We start from the raw sequence: 14626 nt of genomic DNA, 5'->3' as shown, positions 1-14626 counted from the left end.
GCTTGCCATCACACTCATCTGCCATGAGCACAGACATCCATCCTCTCGACCAGGCCGTGGCGCTCGCGCCCACCGGCGCCGTGGGCCACTACCAGGGCCAGACCACGCAGGACTACTGGAACATGGTGGGGCCGTATGGCGGCATCACTGCGGCGTCGCTGGTGCGCGCCATCCAGCAGCACCCGCTGTGCCTGGGCGATCCGCTGTCCATCACCGTGAACTACGCGGCGGCCCTGGCCGAAGGGCGCTTCGACATCGAAGCCCGGCCCGTGCGCACCAACCGCTCCACCCAGCACTGGCTGCTGACCATCACCCAGCCCGACCAGGATGGCGATGCCCAGGTCGTGACCACGGCCACCGCCGTCACGGCAGTGCGGCGCAGCACCTGGGGCGGCACGGACCTGGCCATGCCCGAGGTGCCCGCGCCCGACCGCGTGCCGCGCGTGCCGCCACTGGGCGGCGTGGAGTGGCTCAACCGCTACGACATGCGCTTCCTGGACGGCATCATCCCCCAGGCCTGGGATGGCCGGGAGTCCGACAGCCTGACGCGGCTGTGGGTGCGCGACCATCCGCAGCGTCCGCTGGATTTTTGCGCGCTGGCCGGCGTGGCTGACGTATTCTTCCCGCGCGTGTGGCTGCGCCGCGCGCAGCGCACCCCGGCGGGCACGGTCTCCATCACCGTGTACTTCCATGCGGGGCGCGAGGAACTCGCCGCCGCGGGCACGGGCCATCTGCTGGCCCAGGCGCGTGGCCAGGAGTTTCGCAACGGCTTCTTCGACCAGAGCGCCCAGCTGTGGAGCGAGGCCGGCGTGATGCTGGCGAGCAGCCACCAGATCGTGTATTTCAAGGAATAGGCAAGGGCACAGACCATCATGAGCGAAAATACCCAGGACATCCTGGTGCACACCGAAGCCGGTGTCTGCACCATCACCTTCAACCGCGCCGACAAGAAGAACTCCATCACCGAAGCCATGTACGCCAGCATGGCCGATGCCCTGGCCCAGGCGGCCGAGGACACGACCGTGCGCTGCGTGGTCTTCCAGGGCGACATGGCCATCTTCAGTGCCGGCAACGACATCGCCGACTTCCTCAAGCAGTCCGCCGGCGGTGCTCCGAAGCAGGAGGCGGGCGAGCGCCCCGTCTGGCGCTTCCTGCACAACATCGCCGCCTTTCCCAAGCCCGTGGTCGCCGCCGTCTGCGGCCCGGCCGTAGGCATAGGCACCACCTTGCTGCTGCACTGCGATCTGGTCTATGCGGGCGACAACGCCGCCTTCTCCCTGCCCTTCGTGAACCTGGGCCTGTGCCCCGAAGCGGCCTCCAGCCTGCTGCTGCCCCAGATGCTCGGCTACCACCGCGCGGCCGAGGCCCTGCTGCTGGGCGAGCCCTTCCTGGCCGAAGCCGCCCTGGAAGTGGGCCTGGTCAACCGCGTCGTGCCCCCCAGCGAATGCAATGCACTGGCCCAGGCACAGGCCAGGAAGCTGGCCGCCAAGCCGCTGTCGGCCCTGATCGAAACCAAGCGCCTCATGAAGGCCGGCCAGTCCGGCTTGGTGCGCGAGCGCATGGCCGAGGAGGGCGCGAGCTTCGGCAAGCTGATGTCTGGCCCTGCTGCCAAGGAGGCGTTCACCGCCTTTATGGAGAAGCGCAAGCCGGACTTCAGCCAGTGCTGAAATCCACGAAGGCCTCCACGGTGCCCGTGCAGTTCGAGCCCGAGTTCATCGCCGGGCTGCGCGACGTGTTCGAGCGCCAGATCGCCTTCAACCAGGTGCTGGGCCTGCGCATCACCGAGGTGCGGCCCGAGCGCGTGGAAGGCCGCATCGCCATGCGCCCCGAGCTGGTGGGCCATGCGGCCTACCAGCGCATCCACGGCGGCGTGATCAGCGCGGGGCTGGACTCCATGGGCGGCCTGGCGGTGATGGCCGCCATTGGCGCCAAGCACATGGATGACGCGCCGCTGCAGCGCCTGCACCGCTTCGCTCGCCTGGGCACCATCGACCTGCGCGTGGACTACCTGCGTCCCGGCATCGGCAGCGAGTTCATCCTGCGCGCCGAGGTGCTGCGCCTGGGCTCGCGCGTGGCCAATACGCGCATGGAGTTCCTGGCGGCCGACGGCACGCTGCTGTCCACGGGAACGGCTGCGTACATCGTTTCCTGAACCATGGCCGCCCTGAAGGGGCGGCCTCTGCCGTTCACCAGCGCGCGCGCCACACGGCCCATGCCGTGCCCGCGCCATAGGCGGCCATGGCCACGGCCACCAGGATGAACAGGGACAGGGCCGTGCCGTGGCCGCTGGCCATCAGCCAGCTGCCGCCGCCCACCACGATCAGCAGGCGCACCGTGCCGGCCAGCACCGGCGCCCACACACGGCCCGCGCCCAGCGAGGCGAAGTACAGCACCAGCCCCAGGCCGAACAGGCCGAAGGCCGGTCCCACCGTGCGCAGGTACAGGTCGGCATGGGCCAGCACGGCCGCATCGCTGGTGAACAGGCCCGACCACAGGCGTGGCCAGGCGATGACCACCAGGCCCAATGCACCCAGCAGGGCGGCCGCCATGGCGCCGCCCGTCCAGGCCACGCGCCGCGCACGCGCCACCTGGCCCGCACCCATGGCCATGCCCACCATGGGCACGGCGGCCATGCCCACGCCGAAGGCCATGGGAATCAGGAGGAACTCCAGCCGCTGGCCTATGCCGTAGCCGGCCAGGGCCATGGGGCCCAGGCGCGCCACCATGCCCGTCAGCAGCAGCGCGGCCAGTGCCGTCTGCACCGGCGACAGGCAGGCCAGGGCGCCCACGCGCAGGATGTCGCGGAACATGGGCCAGGACAGGCGCGGGTTGCGCCAGGCCAGTTGCAGGCGCTGCTGGCCCCATTGCAGATAGGCAAGAAAGGCGGCCACGGCCAGCGCCATGGCCACGATGTTGCCGATGGCCACGCCCGGCATGCCCCAGCGCGGCATGGGCCCCAGCCCCAGGCCGAGCGCGCCGCCGACCACGATCTGCACCAGGGCCGCCGCAAACACCACGGCCGAGGGCAGGCGCATGTTGCCCGTGCCGCGCACCACCGAGGCCAGGGTGTTGCACAGCCACACCAGGATGGCGCCGCTGAACAGCACGGCGCCGAAGCCCGTGGCGGCGGACAGCACCTCGCCACTGCCGCCCAGCCAGCCGTAGAAGGTGGCGCCGCACAGCACGAAGACGAGTGAATACAGCAGGCCGGCGATGGCGCCGATCACGATGGCGTGCAGCGCCAGGGCCGAGGCGCGCTGCGCGTCGCCCGCGCCCAGCGCGCGGCTGATGGCCGAGGACACGCCGCTGCCCATGGCGCCGTTGCTCATCATCTGCGTGAGCATGGCCAGCGGGAACACCAGGGCCATGGCCGCCAGCGACACCGTGCCCAGGCGGCCCACGTAGTAGGTCTCCGCCACGGCCACCAGCACCGACATGCTCAGCGCCACCATGTTGGGCACGGCCAGGCGCAGCAGCGTGGAGGCGATGGGGCCTTGCAGCAGCGGGTGGGCCGCTGCCGGTGTGGCGGCGGCCGGCGCAGGGCCCCCGGGCGTGGGCAGGGTGGTGCTCATGCGTCGCTCTCCACCGTGGCGGTTTCCAGCACGGGCAGCATGCCCAGCACCAGGCTCTCCAGCGCGCCTATGCGCTCGGCTCCGCACAGCTCGCGCACGCGTTGCTGGGCCTGGCGCCACAGCGCCGCGGCTTCGCGGATCTTGACCAGACCTTCGGGGGTGACGACGACGCAGCGGCTGCGTGCATCGGCCCCGGGCACCAGTGCTATGCAGCCGGCCTGCTGCAGCGTGCGCAGGTTGCGGGTCATGGTCGTGCGATCGGTGTGCAACTGCTCGGCCAGGGCCGAGACCGTGGGCGGTCCGTCGGGCGCACGCCGCGCCTGCATCAGCAGGCTGAACTGCGTGCCGCGCAGGCCGCTGGGTGCCAGCGTGTCGTCGTAGAGCTGGGAGATCTTGCGCGACAGGCTGCGCACCATGAAGCAGGTGCAGACCGGATCGGAGGCCTGGGGCCCAAGAGAGGATGGAGACGGCATGTGGAGGCTGGAGTCAGGTGGCGGGAATTTGGATAAGTGTAGATGCACGTATTGATCTGTGTTTGTCCTGTGCACGACGCCTTGCGTGCATGGTGTGTGATCCCGCAAGGCTTGCAAGCACATGAAACGGGAGAACCATCTCGTTACCGTTATTGCGAGATGCCGTCATTTGTTGCCAGTTCGTGTGCGTAGCATCGGATTTTTCCGAAGGAGACCCACCCATGGCTGTTCAGAACCCGTTCTTTGGCAAGCGCGACAACGATGCATTCACCTCACGTAACACGCTGGGCAGCGGTGTTGGCTCTGCGGGTTCCAGCGGCACCAGTCCCTCGGGCGCCCTGAACTCCGGCTCCGGCCTGGGGACACCCGTGACCCAGCGCCAGGCGGCTGCGGCGCCGGCGGAGGAAGCCTCGGGCGGCAGCAAACTCACCGTGGGCCCCAACATCAAGCTCAAGGGCGTGGAGATCACGGACTGCGACACCCTGGTGGTGGAAGGCACGGTCGAGGCCACCATGGACTCGCGCGTGATCCAGATCGCCGAGCAGGGCGCCTTCCACGGCACGGCCGAGATCGACATCGCCGAGATCCATGGCGTGTTCGACGGCACCCTGACCGTGCGCGAGAAGCTGGTGATCTACGGCACGGGCAAGGTCAGCGGCAAGATCCGCTACGGCAAGGTGGTGATCGAAGAGGGCGGCGAACTCACGGGCCAGATCGAGGCGGGCTCCTCGCCGCGCTCGTCCTCGTCGAGTTCGGCCGTGGCGTCCGGCGCCTCCAGCCTGTCTTCCTCGTCGGCCGCCTCCAGCGACAGCGCCGCCAGCAGCTCCGCTGCCCTGGCTGCGGCCAGCGCAGCCGCCTCGCTGCAGCCGCGCGTCACGCCATCGCTGGCCTGAGCCATTCCTGCACCGGAAATGAAAAAGCGACCTGCGAAGGTCGCTTTTTTCATGGCTGCACAGGCTCAGGCGGGTTCAGCCGGCCTGCTGCTGCTTGCGTTCCGCATTGCGCTCGGCCGACGCGCGCCAGGAACGCACCTGCTCATTGTCCGGCAGCGACTGGGGCTTGCCCTGGGCGTCGATGGCCACATAGGTCAGCAGGGCTTCGGTCACCTTGACGAAGCGGCCCTGGTCGGCGAAGCGCTCGGCATAGACCTCGACATCCACCGTCACCGAAGTGCGGCCCACGCGCTGCACGCTGGAGTAGAACGACAGGATGTCGCCCACGCGCACCGGTTGCTTGAAGATGAACTCGTTGACGGCCACGGTGACCATGCGGCTCTGGCCCAGGCGCGATGGCAGCACCGAGCCTGCCAGGTCGACCTGCGCCATGACCCAGCCGCCGAAGATGTCGCCATTGGCGTTGACGTCGGCGGGCATGGGGATGACCTTGAGCACCAGCTCCTTGTCTGCGGGCAGGGGATGGGGTGGGAGGTCGGGGCGGGGAGGCATGGGCACAATCAGGTCAATATAACAACCGAGAATTGTCTGTCATGCGACGCGAAAGCGCTCCCACTCCGGATTTACCCTTAGTCTCGACCCCGGCACCGTCCCGGGACTGGAATGCATTGCGGCGGCTGCTGCCCTATCTGTGGCAGTACAGGTGGCGCGTGCTGGCCGCGCTGCTGTTCATGGTCGGCGCCAAGCTCGCCAACGTGGGCGTGCCCGTGCTGCTCAAGCACCTGGTCGATGCGCTGGACCTCAAGCCCGGCGATCCGCGGGCCGTGCTCGCCGTGCCCGTGGCGCTGCTGCTGGCCTACGGCCTGCTGCGTTTTTCCAGTTCGCTGTTCACCGAGCTGCGCGACCTGGTCTTCGCCAAGGCCACGCAGGGCGCCTCGCGGGCCATCGCGCTGTCCACCTTCGAGCACCTGCATGCGCTGAGCCTGCGCTTTCACCTGGAGCGCCAGACCGGCGGCATGACGCGCGACATCGAGCGTGGCGTGCGCAGCACCGAATCGCTGATCTCGTACTCGCTCTACAGCATCCTGCCCACCTTCATCGAGATGGGCCTGGTGCTGGGCATCCTGGCGTTGCGCTTCGATGTCTGGTTCGCGGCCATCACGCTGGCGGCGCTGGTGTTCTACATCACCTTCACGATCACGGTCACCGAGTGGCGCACGCGCTTTCGGCGCGAGGCCAATGCCCAGGAGTCTGCGGCCCATGCCAAGGCCATCGATTCGCTGCTGAACTACGAGACCGTCAAGTACTTCGGCAACGAGGCCTTCGAGGCGCGCCGCTACGACGAGAACCTGGAGCAGCTGCGCCGCGTGCGCCTCAAGAGCCAGAGCACGCTGAGCCTGCTCAACTGCGGGCAGCAACTGATCATCGCCACGGCCCTGGTCGCCATCCTCTGGCGCGCCACGCAGGGCGTGGTGGACGGGCGGCTGTCGCTGGGCGACCTGGTCATGGTCAATGCCTTCATGATCCAGCTGTACATCCCGCTGGGCTTCCTGGGCGTGATCTACCGCGAGATCAAGCAGAGCCTGACCGACCTGGAGCGCATGTTCACGCTCATGGACAAGGAGCGCGAGGTGGCCGATGCGCCCGGGGCCCGGCCGCTGTCCGTGGAGGGCGGCCCGCCCGAGGTGCGCTTCGAGCACGTGGACTTCGCCTACGACCCGGCGCGTCCCATCCTGAAGGACGTGAGCTTCACCATCCCCGCCGGCAGGACCGTGGCCGTGGTCGGCCCTTCGGGGTCGGGCAAGAGCACGCTGGCGCGGCTGCTGTTCCGCTTCTACGACGTGCAGGGCGGCCAGGTGCGCATCGCAGGCCAGGACCTGCGCGCGCTGACCCAGGACAGCGTGCGCCGCGCCATCGGCATCGTGCCCCAGGACACGGTGCTGTTCAACGACACGGTGGAATACAACATCGCCTATGGCCGGCCCGGCGCGGGCCGCGAGGAGGTGGTGGCCGCCGCGTGCGCGGCGCGCATCCACGATTTCATCGAAGCCACCCCCGAGGGCTATGCCACGCGCGTGGGCGAGCGGGGGCTGAAGCTGTCAGGCGGGGAAAAGCAGCGCGTGGCCATCGCGCGCACCCTGCTCAAGAACCCGCCCATCCTGATCTTCGACGAGGCCACCTCGGCCCTGGACTCGGCCAACGAGCGCGCCATCCAGGCCGAGCTGCACAGCGCCGCGCAGAACAAGACGGCGCTGGTGATCGCCCACCGCCTGTCCACCGTGGTCGATGCGCACGAGATCCTGGTCATGGACGCGGGCCGCATCGTCGAGCGCGGCAGCCACGCCCGTCTCATCGCGGCGGGCGGGCGCTATGCGGACATGTGGGCCATGCAGCAAAGCGGGGAGGCCGCTGCGCTGTAGGCCCTCAGGGCTTCAGGTGCGCGCGCAGGAAGCGCTCCATGGCCTCGTAGAACTCGAACTTGTTCTCGTCGTTGTGGAACCCGTGGCCCTCGTTGTCCTTGACCATGTACTCCACTTCGACGCCGCGCTCGCGCAGCGCCTTGACCACCTGGTCGCTCTCGTCCTTGTTGACGCGCGGATCGCGCGCGCCCTGGGCGATGAACAGCGGCGCCTTGATGCGGTCCACGTGCAGGGCCGGCGAGGTGGCGGCCAGGCGCTCGCTGTCCTTCTCGGGGTCGCCCACCATGGCGTGCATCTGGTCCAGCAGCGGCTTCCAGTAGGGCGGGATGGTCTTCATGAAGGTGAACAGGTTGGACACGCCCACATAGTCCACGGCGGCGGCGTACAGCTCGGGCGTGAAGGCCGCGCCGGCCAGCGTGGCGTAGCCGCCGTAGCTGCCGCCGTAGATGGCGATGCGCGCGGGGTCGGCAATGCCCTGGGCGATGAGCCACTGCACGCCGTCCGTGATGTCGTCCTGCATCTTCAGGCCCCACTGGCCGAAGCCGGCTTCCCAGAAGGCGCGGCCATAGCCCGTCGATCCCCGGAAGTTCATCTGGAGCACGGCATAGCCCCGGTTGGCCAGGAACTGCACCTCGGCGTTGTAGCCCCAGCCGTCGCGGGCCCAGGGGCCGCCGTGGGGGTGGATGATGCAGGGCAGGTTCTTCGCCGCGCGGCCGGCCGGCAGCGTCAGGTAGCCGTGGATGGTCAGGCCGTCCCGGCTGGTGTAGCGGATGGGCTGCACGTGCGACATGTCCGCCTCGGGGATGGCGGGGTTGATGTCGGCCAGCCTGGCCAGCGTGTCGGCGGTCGCGTCGTAGAGGTAGCGCGCGCCCGGCGTGCGGTCGTTGTAGGCGGCGACGATGAACTTGTCCTCGGCGCGGTTGCCGCCCTGGATGGCGAAGTCGTAGCCGGGCAACTGCGCCGCCAGCCGGCCGTACAGGGCCCGGGTCTCGGCATCGAAGAAGTGGTACTGGGGCTTGTCGGTCTGGTAGGCGGCCAGGGTCAGCACGCGGCGCTTGCGTGAATAGGCGGCTGCGTCGAGGTCCACCTCGCCGGGCACGAAGATCTCCTCTTCCGCCTCGGGCGTGGCCGGGTCGATCACCACCAGGGCCAGCTTGTCCCGGCCCCGGTTGGACAGCGCGTACAGCTTGCGGTCGTCGAAGGTAAAGAAGGCCGGGCTGACGTTGGTGCGGTAGTCGGTGGCCACCAGGGTGCGGAACTCGGCGGACTCGTCGTCGCGGTAGAGCAGGGCCGTGTTCAGGCCGTCGCTGGCCACGGCCGCGCGCACCCGGCCCGCGTGGTCCGTGCGCCAGCCGACGATGTTGCCGGGGTTCTGTGCCACCAGGGCGGCGGCGCCCGTGCGCACGTTGACGCGGTAGACATCGAAGACCTCGGGGTCGCGCCGGTTGTGGCTGATCAGCACATGGTCGGGATCGTCCTCCAGGTCATCCTCGATGCCGGCGCGCACGCCGTCCCATGGCGTCAGGTCGCTGGCCTCGCCGGTGGCGGCGTTGACGGCCAGCACGTGGAAGTTCTCGTCGCCGCCGAAATCCTTCTGGTAGAGCACCACGTCCGAGCCCTTCCAGAAGAAGTTGCTGATGTCGCGCTCGGTCTCCGCCGTGAGCCGGCGGGGTTCGCCGACGGGCTGGCTGCCGTCCAGGGGCTGGACATGGATGTTCATGCGCGCAGGCTGGCCGTTCACGCTGACGGGTTGCATGAAGCCCAGCATCGCGCCGTCATCGGACAGGCGAAAGAAGCCGCGCTCGGGGTTGCGGAAGAAGTCCTTGAGCGGGTAGGCGGGTGGCGGGACGAGGGAGCGGGCGGCCTGTGCGGATGGGGAAGAAGACGTCGGCAAAAGAGACCTCCGGGGTGGCTGTGGCAGGGAAAACGGACGCACCCATGATGCCATGGCACTGTATTCAAGCCGGCAGATCGCAAGCCTTCTGGCTTGCGAATGTATACATCTATATAGGTTTTACCCTTGGTTCAGGCAAATTACTGGCCATAAATGGCCTTGTTTGTATACATTTGACCCGGTCTCGCATCAAAACCCACGAAGAACATGAGCCCACCTCTGGTCCCCGCCAGCGCCGAACAGGAAAGCCATTCCCAGGTCATCAAGGCCCAGCTGCAACTGCGCGAGATGATCCTCGCGGGCGAGTTGCCCGCGGGCGAGCGCATTGCCGAGCTCACCGTGGTGCAGCGCCTGGGCATCTCCCGCACGCCGGTGCGCGCCGCGCTGATGCGGCTGGAGCAGGAAGGCCTGCTCGAAGCCATGGCGGGCGGGCGCGGCTACCGCGTGCGCCTGTTCTCCGAAGCCGATGTGGCCGACGCCATCGAGCTGCGCGGCACGCTCGAGGGCCTGGCCGCGCGCTGGGCGGCGGAGCGCGGCGTGGCCGAGCCGCTGCTGGCGCGCGCCGGGCGCTGCCTGGACGCCATCGACCGCGTGCTGGAATCGCCCGACTGGGGCGATGAAGCCTTCTCGCGCTATGTGGCGCTGAACTCCGAATTCCACGACCTGCTGCACGCCATGGCCGACAGCAGCGTCATGCAGCGCGAGCTGGAGCGCGTGGTGCGCATGCCCTTTGCCTCTCCCTCGGGCTTCGTGCTGGCGCGCGCCGGCTCGCCGCGCGCGCGCCACAGCCTGCTGATCGCCCAGGACCAGCACCGCCAGGTGCTGGACGCCATCGCCGCGCGCGAAGGCGCGCGGGCCGAGGCGCTGATGAAGGAGCACTCGCGCATCGCGCGCCGCAACCTGCGCGAGGCCGTCAGCGAGCCCGGCAGCCATGCCGTGCCCGGCGTGCAGCTGATACGCGCCCAGGCCTGACGCGGCGCAGCTTTCCCCTGGCGGCCGAGCAGGCCGCAGATACCCAAAAAAAGGAGACCCCCATGAGCACATTCCCCAAGAACACCTGGTACGTGGCGGCCACGTCCGAAGAGATCCAGGACAAGCCGCTGGGCCGGCGCATCTGCGGCGAGCGCATCGTCTTCTACCGCTCGCTGGAAGGCATCGCCGCGGTCGAGGACTTCTGCCCGCACCGGGGTGCCCCGCTGTCGCTGGGCTTTGTCTGCGAAGGCAAGCTGGTCTGCGGCTACCACGGGCTGGAGATGGGCTGCGACGGCAAGACCATCGCCATGCCGGGCCAGCGCGTGCGCGGCTTTCCCGAGATCCGCAGCTACCCCGTGGCCGAGCGCCATGGCTTCATCTGGGTCTGGCCCGGCGACAAGGCCCTGGCCGACACCGCGCTGATTCCCGAGCTGCCCTGGCACGACAACCCCGAATGGGCCTACGGCGGCGGCATGTTCCACATCCAGGCCGACTACCGGCTGATGATCGACAACCTCATGGACCTGACGCACGAGACCTATGTGCACGCCAGCTCCATCGGCCAGGCCGAGATCGACGAGACGCCCTGCAAGACCGAGACGCGCGGCGAGGGCGCCGATGTCGAGGTGGTCACCAGCCGCTTCATGCACGACATCCCCGCGCCGCCGTTCTGGAAGATGGCGCTGCGCAGCAACGGCCTGGCCGACGACGTGCCCGTGGACCGCTGGCAGGTGTGCCGCTTCACGCCGCCCAGCCATGTGCTGATCGAGGTCGGCGTGGCCCACGCGGGCCATGGCGGGTACGACGCGCCGGACGAGCACAAGGTCTACAGCATGGTGGTGGACTTCATCACGCCCGAGACCGAGGAGTCCATGTGGTACTTCTGGGGCATGGCGCGCCGCTTCAATCCGGGCGACGCCGAGGTCACGGCCCGCATCCGCGAAGGCCAGCACAAGATCTTCAGCGAGGACCTGGAGATGCTGGAGCTGCAGCAGCGCAACCTCGGCGCCCACCCCGATCGCAAGCTGCTCAAGCTCAACATCGACGCGGGCGGCGTGCAGTCGCGGCGCGTCATCGACAAGCTGATCGCGCAGGAGCAGCAGGCGGCGGCCGTGGCCGAGCTGGCAACTGCGGCGGCCTGAAGGCACGGGGACCGGCATGAGAGGCGCTGCGCATGGAGTAACCTCGGCGGGCTTCAACCCCGTGGCCGCAAGGCCTGCCGCCCCCGATGGACCATTCCGCCTCCGATCCGCTTTCGCTCGACCTCTACGACCAGCCGGGCCACCTGATCCGGCGCGCGCAGCAGATCGCGGCGCAACTGTTCCGCGATGTGCTGGGGCCCGAGGTGACGCCCGTGCAGTACGCCATCCTGCGCATGCTCCAGGAAAAGCCGGGCATCGACCAGGTCACGCTGGCACGCCTGGTGGCGCTGGACAACTCCACCACGGCCGACATCGCGGCGCGGCTGGAAGCCAAGGGCTGGGTGCGCCGCGAGATCCTGCCCCGGCGCCAGCGCAGCCTCACGCTCACGGCCGAGGGAGAGGCCATGCTGCGCGGCTTCGTCCCCAATGTCCACGAGCTGCACGAGCGCATGCTGGCCGCGCTGGAGCCTGCCGAGCAGGCGGAGTTCAAGCGCCTGCTGCGCAAGTTCGTGCAACTGCACGACGGGCAGGACGGGCGCGATGCCGGCGATACGCCGTCTTCCGACTGAGGGCCGCGCCCCCGCCGTGAACAGGGCCTGAACCGCGCCGCTGCGGGAAATCCCCGGGCTTGATGCCCATCATGATTCAGTAAACTGAATCACATTCAGTATGCTGAATCAAATCCAGAAAGCCTGGCAAAAGGCTTCACCCAGGAGACCACGATGACCCATCCCTTGCCATGGCGGCTGCGCGCCGCGCCATCCCTTGTCGTTTGCCCCAGGCGGGCACAGGAGCGGCGGCCATGAGCGCCGATCTGCGCTCCAGCGTCGACCAGCGGCCCATGACCGGCTTTCAGTGGTCGGTGATCGCGCTGTGCATGGTGCTCAACATGATCGACGGCTTCGACGTGCTGGTCATGGCCTTCACGGCCTCGGCCGTGTCCGCGCACTGGCAGTTGAGCGGCGCCCAGCTCGGCTTTCTGCTCAGTGCCGGCCTGTTCGGCATGGCCGCCGGCTCGCTGCTGATCGCGCCCTGGGCCGACCGGCTGGGTCGCAGGCCGCTGATCCTGGCCTGCCTGGCCGTCTCCGGCGTGGGCATGCTGGGCTCGGCCTGGAGCCAGAGCGCCACCCAGCTCGCCGCGCTGCGCGTGCTCACCGGCCTGGGCGTGGGCGGCATCCTGGCGTGCAGCAACGTGATCGCCAGCGAATACGCCTCGCAGCGCTGGCGCAGCCTGGCGGTGACGCTGCAGTCCACCGGCTATGCGCTGGGCGCCAGCATCGGCGGCTCCATCGCGGTATGGCTGCTGGGCCACTATGACTGGCGCGCGGTCTTCCTGTTCGGCGGTGGCGTCACGCTGGCCGTGCTGCTGCTGGCCTGGTGGCGCCTGCCCGAATCCATGGACTTCCTGCTGGCGCGCCGGCCCGAGCGTGCCCTGTCCCGGCTCAACGCCCTGGTGCGCCGGCTGGGTCTGCCTTTGCTGGACGTCCTGCCGCCGGCAGCGCCCGCATCGGTGCAGCGGGCGCGCGGACCGCTGCAACTGCTCGCGCCGGGCCTGCGCCGGCCCACGCTGCTGGTCTGGCTGTCGTTCTTCGCGGTGATGTTCGGCTTTTACTTCGTCATGAGCTGGACCCCCAAGCTGCTGGCCGCCTCGGGCCTGACGCCCGAGCAGGGCGTGACCGGCGGCGTGCTGCTGAGCCTGGGGGGCATCCTGGGCGCCACCTTGCTGGGCCTGTTGGCCGCGCGCTACCCCGTGCACCGCGCGCTGGCCGGCTTCATGCTGGCCACGGCCGTGCTGCTGTGCTTCATCGTCAGCAACCCGGGTTCGCTGGCGCTGTCGTATGCGCTGGCCTTTCTGATCGGCGTCTTCGTCAACGGCTGCGTGGCCGGGCTCTACGCCATCGCCCCCATGGTCTATGGCAGCGAGGTGCGTGCCACGGGCGTGGGCTGGGGCATCGGTGTGGGCCGCATGGGCGCCATCGTCTCGCCCATGGTCGCAGGCACGCTGCTCGATGCCTCGTGGTCCGCCAGCCAGCTGTATGTGGGCTATGGCGCGACCTTCGTGCTCGCCGCCGTCATCGTGTCCCTGCACCGCCTGAAGGGCCCCGGCGCCGACACGCCCGCAGCGGGGCGCCAGGCGCTGTCCGCGCATTGAACGAAGCAAAGGAGACTCCCCATGCCCGAAGTCGCCATGGCCCCCTGCGTCGCACCGGCCTTTCCATTGGACCAATGGTATGTCGCAGGCTTTGCCTGGGAATTGAAGGACGCGCCGCTGGCGCGTACCCTGCTGGGCCGCCCCGTCGTGCTGTTTCGCACGCCCGACGGCAGCGTCGCCGCGCTGGAGGACCGCTGCTGCCACCGCGAGCTGCCGCTGTCCTGCGGTACGGTGGAGGTGCGCGGCCTGCGCTGCGGCTACCACGGCCTGCTGTTCGACCGCGCGGGCCGGTGCCTGGAGATCCCGGGCCAGCAGCGCATACCGGCCAAGGCCTGTGTGAAGTCGTTCGAGCTGCGCGAGCGCGACCAGATCCTGTGGATCTGGATGGGCGCCACGCCCGGCTCCGTCCCCACCGAAGAGCCGCCCGCCTACCCCGTGCACGGCGATCCGCGCTATCGCTTCGGCGGCGGTGTCTACCACTACGACGCGCCCTACCAGCTCATCCATGACAACCTGCTGGACCTGAGCCACCTGGGCTATGTGCACCTCAAGACCATCGGCGGCAATGCAGCCATCCACATGAACGCCGAGCTCAAGGTCAGCCAGGAAGGCGACATGGTCAGGGTCGTGCGCTGGATGCCCGACTCCGATCCTCCGCCGACCTATGCGGCCGCCTGGCCGTTCAAGGGCCGCATCGACCGCTGGCAGGAGGTGGAATTCCACCCCTCGCACGTGCGCATCTGGACCGGCGCCATGGACGTGGGCGGCGGCAGGCTGGACGACCCGCTGCGCGACGGCTTCCACATGCGCGGGTTTCACGGCGTGACCCCCGAGACCGAGCACACGGCCCACTACTTCTGGACCATCGCCACCAACCCGCACCCGCAGATGCAGGACCCGACCCAGCTGGTGATCGAGCAGACGGCGGCCACCTTCGAGGAGGACAAGGTCGTCATCGAGGCCCAGTTCCGCAACCAGCAGCGCTTCGGCGCACGCCCGGTCATCGACATCCACGTCGATGCCGGCCCCAACCGCGCGCGCCGCGTCATTCAGCGGCTGCGCGAGGCCAGTGCCCAGGCGCTGGCCACCGCCTGATTTCCCCCGGAAG

14 protein-coding genes are annotated in these 14626 nt (G+C 69.0%); 10 read left to right on the top strand and 4 right to left on the bottom strand.

The window, feature by feature from the left end; translation table 11 throughout:
- The first annotated feature begins 23 nt into the window (after window positions 1–23).
- Genes L1Z78_RS24170 through L1Z78_RS24160 form a run of 3 tightly spaced genes read left to right on the top strand, consistent with a single transcriptional unit; the run spans window position 24 to window position 2152 of the window.
- Complete coding sequence (locus L1Z78_RS24170; protein WP_234638872.1) at window positions 24–854, top strand: acyl-CoA thioesterase; 831 nt, start codon at window positions 24–26, stop codon at window positions 852–854.
- Between the two features lie 18 nt (window positions 855–872).
- Window positions 873–1667: an enoyl-CoA hydratase gene (locus L1Z78_RS24165; RefSeq protein ID WP_234638871.1), complete on the top strand. Its 795-nt coding sequence runs from the start codon at window positions 873–875 to the stop codon at window positions 1665–1667.
- Entirely contained in the window at window positions 1661–2152 is a 492-nt protein-coding gene (locus L1Z78_RS24160; protein ID WP_234638870.1) for a thioesterase family protein, read from the top strand. Before L1Z78_RS24165 ends, L1Z78_RS24160 begins: the two co-directional genes overlap by 7 nt.
- A 34-nt stretch (window positions 2153–2186) precedes the next feature.
- On the opposite strand, the gene L1Z78_RS24155 is transcribed toward L1Z78_RS24160, so the two are convergent.
- A complete protein-coding gene (locus L1Z78_RS24155; protein WP_234638869.1) occupies window positions 2187–3572 on the bottom strand; it encodes an MATE family efflux transporter in 1386 nt (461 codons plus the stop codon).
- On the bottom strand, window positions 3569–4045 hold the full coding sequence (locus L1Z78_RS24150) for a MarR family winged helix-turn-helix transcriptional regulator (protein ID WP_234638868.1): 477 nt from the start codon (window positions 4043–4045) through the stop codon (window positions 3569–3571). The genes L1Z78_RS24155 and L1Z78_RS24150 overlap by 4 nt, the downstream gene beginning before the upstream one ends.
- A 221-nt stretch (window positions 4046–4266) precedes the next feature.
- Between L1Z78_RS24150 and L1Z78_RS24145 the strand changes: the two genes are divergently transcribed.
- Window positions 4267–4938, top strand: coding sequence for a bactofilin family protein (locus L1Z78_RS24145; RefSeq protein WP_234638867.1), 672 nt, complete (start codon window positions 4267–4269; stop codon window positions 4936–4938).
- Between the two features lie 75 nt (window positions 4939–5013).
- On the opposite strand, the gene L1Z78_RS24140 is transcribed toward L1Z78_RS24145, so the two are convergent.
- The gene (locus tag L1Z78_RS24140; protein ID WP_234638866.1) at window positions 5014–5490 is read right to left on the bottom strand and encodes an acyl-CoA thioesterase; all 477 of its coding nucleotides are present in this window, start codon (window positions 5488–5490) and stop codon (window positions 5014–5016) included.
- Between the two features lie 41 nt (window positions 5491–5531).
- Between L1Z78_RS24140 and L1Z78_RS24135 the strand changes: the two genes are divergently transcribed.
- Window positions 5532–7358 (top strand): ABCB family ABC transporter ATP-binding protein/permease, encoded by a 1827-nt coding sequence (locus L1Z78_RS24135; protein ID WP_234638865.1) that lies wholly within the window; start codon window positions 5532–5534, stop codon window positions 7356–7358.
- A 4-nt stretch (window positions 7359–7362) separates the two neighbouring features.
- Here L1Z78_RS24135 and L1Z78_RS24130 read toward each other — a convergent pair whose 3' ends face one another.
- A complete protein-coding gene (locus L1Z78_RS24130; protein ID WP_234638864.1) occupies window positions 7363–9306 on the bottom strand; it encodes an alpha/beta hydrolase family protein in 1944 nt (647 codons plus the stop codon).
- Between the two features lie 153 nt (window positions 9307–9459).
- Here L1Z78_RS24130 and L1Z78_RS24125 point away from each other — a divergent pair, with 153 nt between their 5' ends.
- The 5 genes from L1Z78_RS24125 (at window position 9460) to L1Z78_RS24105 (ending at window position 14613) form a co-directional block, all read left to right on the top strand.
- The gene (locus L1Z78_RS24125) at window positions 9460–10224 is read left to right on the top strand and encodes a GntR family transcriptional regulator (RefSeq protein WP_234638863.1); all 765 of its coding nucleotides are present in this window, start codon (window positions 9460–9462) and stop codon (window positions 10222–10224) included.
- A gap of 62 nt (window positions 10225–10286) precedes the next feature.
- Window positions 10287–11366: an aromatic ring-hydroxylating oxygenase subunit alpha gene (locus L1Z78_RS24120; protein WP_234638862.1), complete on the top strand. Its 1080-nt coding sequence runs from the start codon at window positions 10287–10289 to the stop codon at window positions 11364–11366.
- A gap of 86 nt (window positions 11367–11452) precedes the next feature.
- Window positions 11453–11935, top strand: coding sequence for a MarR family winged helix-turn-helix transcriptional regulator (locus tag L1Z78_RS24115; RefSeq protein WP_234638861.1), 483 nt, complete (start codon window positions 11453–11455; stop codon window positions 11933–11935).
- A gap of 233 nt (window positions 11936–12168) precedes the next feature.
- Window positions 12169–13518: an MFS transporter gene (locus tag L1Z78_RS24110; RefSeq protein WP_234638860.1), complete on the top strand. Its 1350-nt coding sequence runs from the start codon at window positions 12169–12171 to the stop codon at window positions 13516–13518.
- Window positions 13519–13539: 21 nt separating this feature from the next.
- Window positions 13540–14613, top strand: coding sequence for an aromatic ring-hydroxylating dioxygenase subunit alpha (locus tag L1Z78_RS24105; RefSeq protein WP_234638859.1), 1074 nt, complete (start codon window positions 13540–13542; stop codon window positions 14611–14613).
- Window positions 14614–14626 lie beyond the last annotated feature (13 nt).

It is taken from the genome of Delftia tsuruhatensis (assembly GCF_903815225.1).
Lineage (GTDB): Bacteria > Pseudomonadota > Gammaproteobacteria > Burkholderiales > Burkholderiaceae_C > Comamonas > Comamonas tsuruhatensis_A.
This window is presented reverse-complemented; position numbering and strand designations above follow the sequence as displayed.

Excerpts from the sequence above, each read along its gene's own strand:
- L1Z78_RS24170 (WP_234638872.1), top strand. The coding sequence starts at position 24 with ATGAGCACAGACATCCATCCTCTCGACCAGGCCGTGGCGCTCGCGCCC.
- L1Z78_RS24165 (WP_234638871.1), top strand. The coding sequence starts at position 873 with ATGAGCGAAAATACCCAGGACATCCTGGTGCACACCGAAGCCGGTGTC.
- L1Z78_RS24155 (WP_234638869.1), bottom strand. The coding sequence starts at position 3,572 with ATGAGCACCACCCTGCCCACGCCCGGGGGCCCTGCGCCGGCCGCCGCC.
- L1Z78_RS24150 (WP_234638868.1), bottom strand. The coding sequence starts at position 4,045 with ATGCCGTCTCCATCCTCTCTTGGGCCCCAGGCCTCCGATCCGGTCTGC.
- L1Z78_RS24145 (WP_234638867.1), top strand. The coding sequence starts at position 4,267 with ATGGCTGTTCAGAACCCGTTCTTTGGCAAGCGCGACAACGATGCATTC.
- L1Z78_RS24140 (WP_234638866.1), bottom strand. The coding sequence starts at position 5,490 with ATGCCTCCCCGCCCCGACCTCCCACCCCATCCCCTGCCCGCAGACAAG.
- L1Z78_RS24135 (WP_234638865.1), top strand. The coding sequence starts at position 5,532 with ATGCGACGCGAAAGCGCTCCCACTCCGGATTTACCCTTAGTCTCGACC.
- L1Z78_RS24130 (WP_234638864.1), bottom strand. The coding sequence starts at position 9,306 with ATGGCATCATGGGTGCGTCCGTTTTCCCTGCCACAGCCACCCCGGAGG.
- L1Z78_RS24125 (WP_234638863.1), top strand. The coding sequence starts at position 9,460 with ATGAGCCCACCTCTGGTCCCCGCCAGCGCCGAACAGGAAAGCCATTCC.
- L1Z78_RS24120 (WP_234638862.1), top strand. The coding sequence starts at position 10,287 with ATGAGCACATTCCCCAAGAACACCTGGTACGTGGCGGCCACGTCCGAA.
- L1Z78_RS24115 (WP_234638861.1), top strand. The coding sequence starts at position 11,453 with ATGGACCATTCCGCCTCCGATCCGCTTTCGCTCGACCTCTACGACCAG.
- L1Z78_RS24110 (WP_234638860.1), top strand. The coding sequence starts at position 12,169 with ATGAGCGCCGATCTGCGCTCCAGCGTCGACCAGCGGCCCATGACCGGC.
- L1Z78_RS24105 (WP_234638859.1), top strand. The coding sequence starts at position 13,540 with ATGCCCGAAGTCGCCATGGCCCCCTGCGTCGCACCGGCCTTTCCATTG.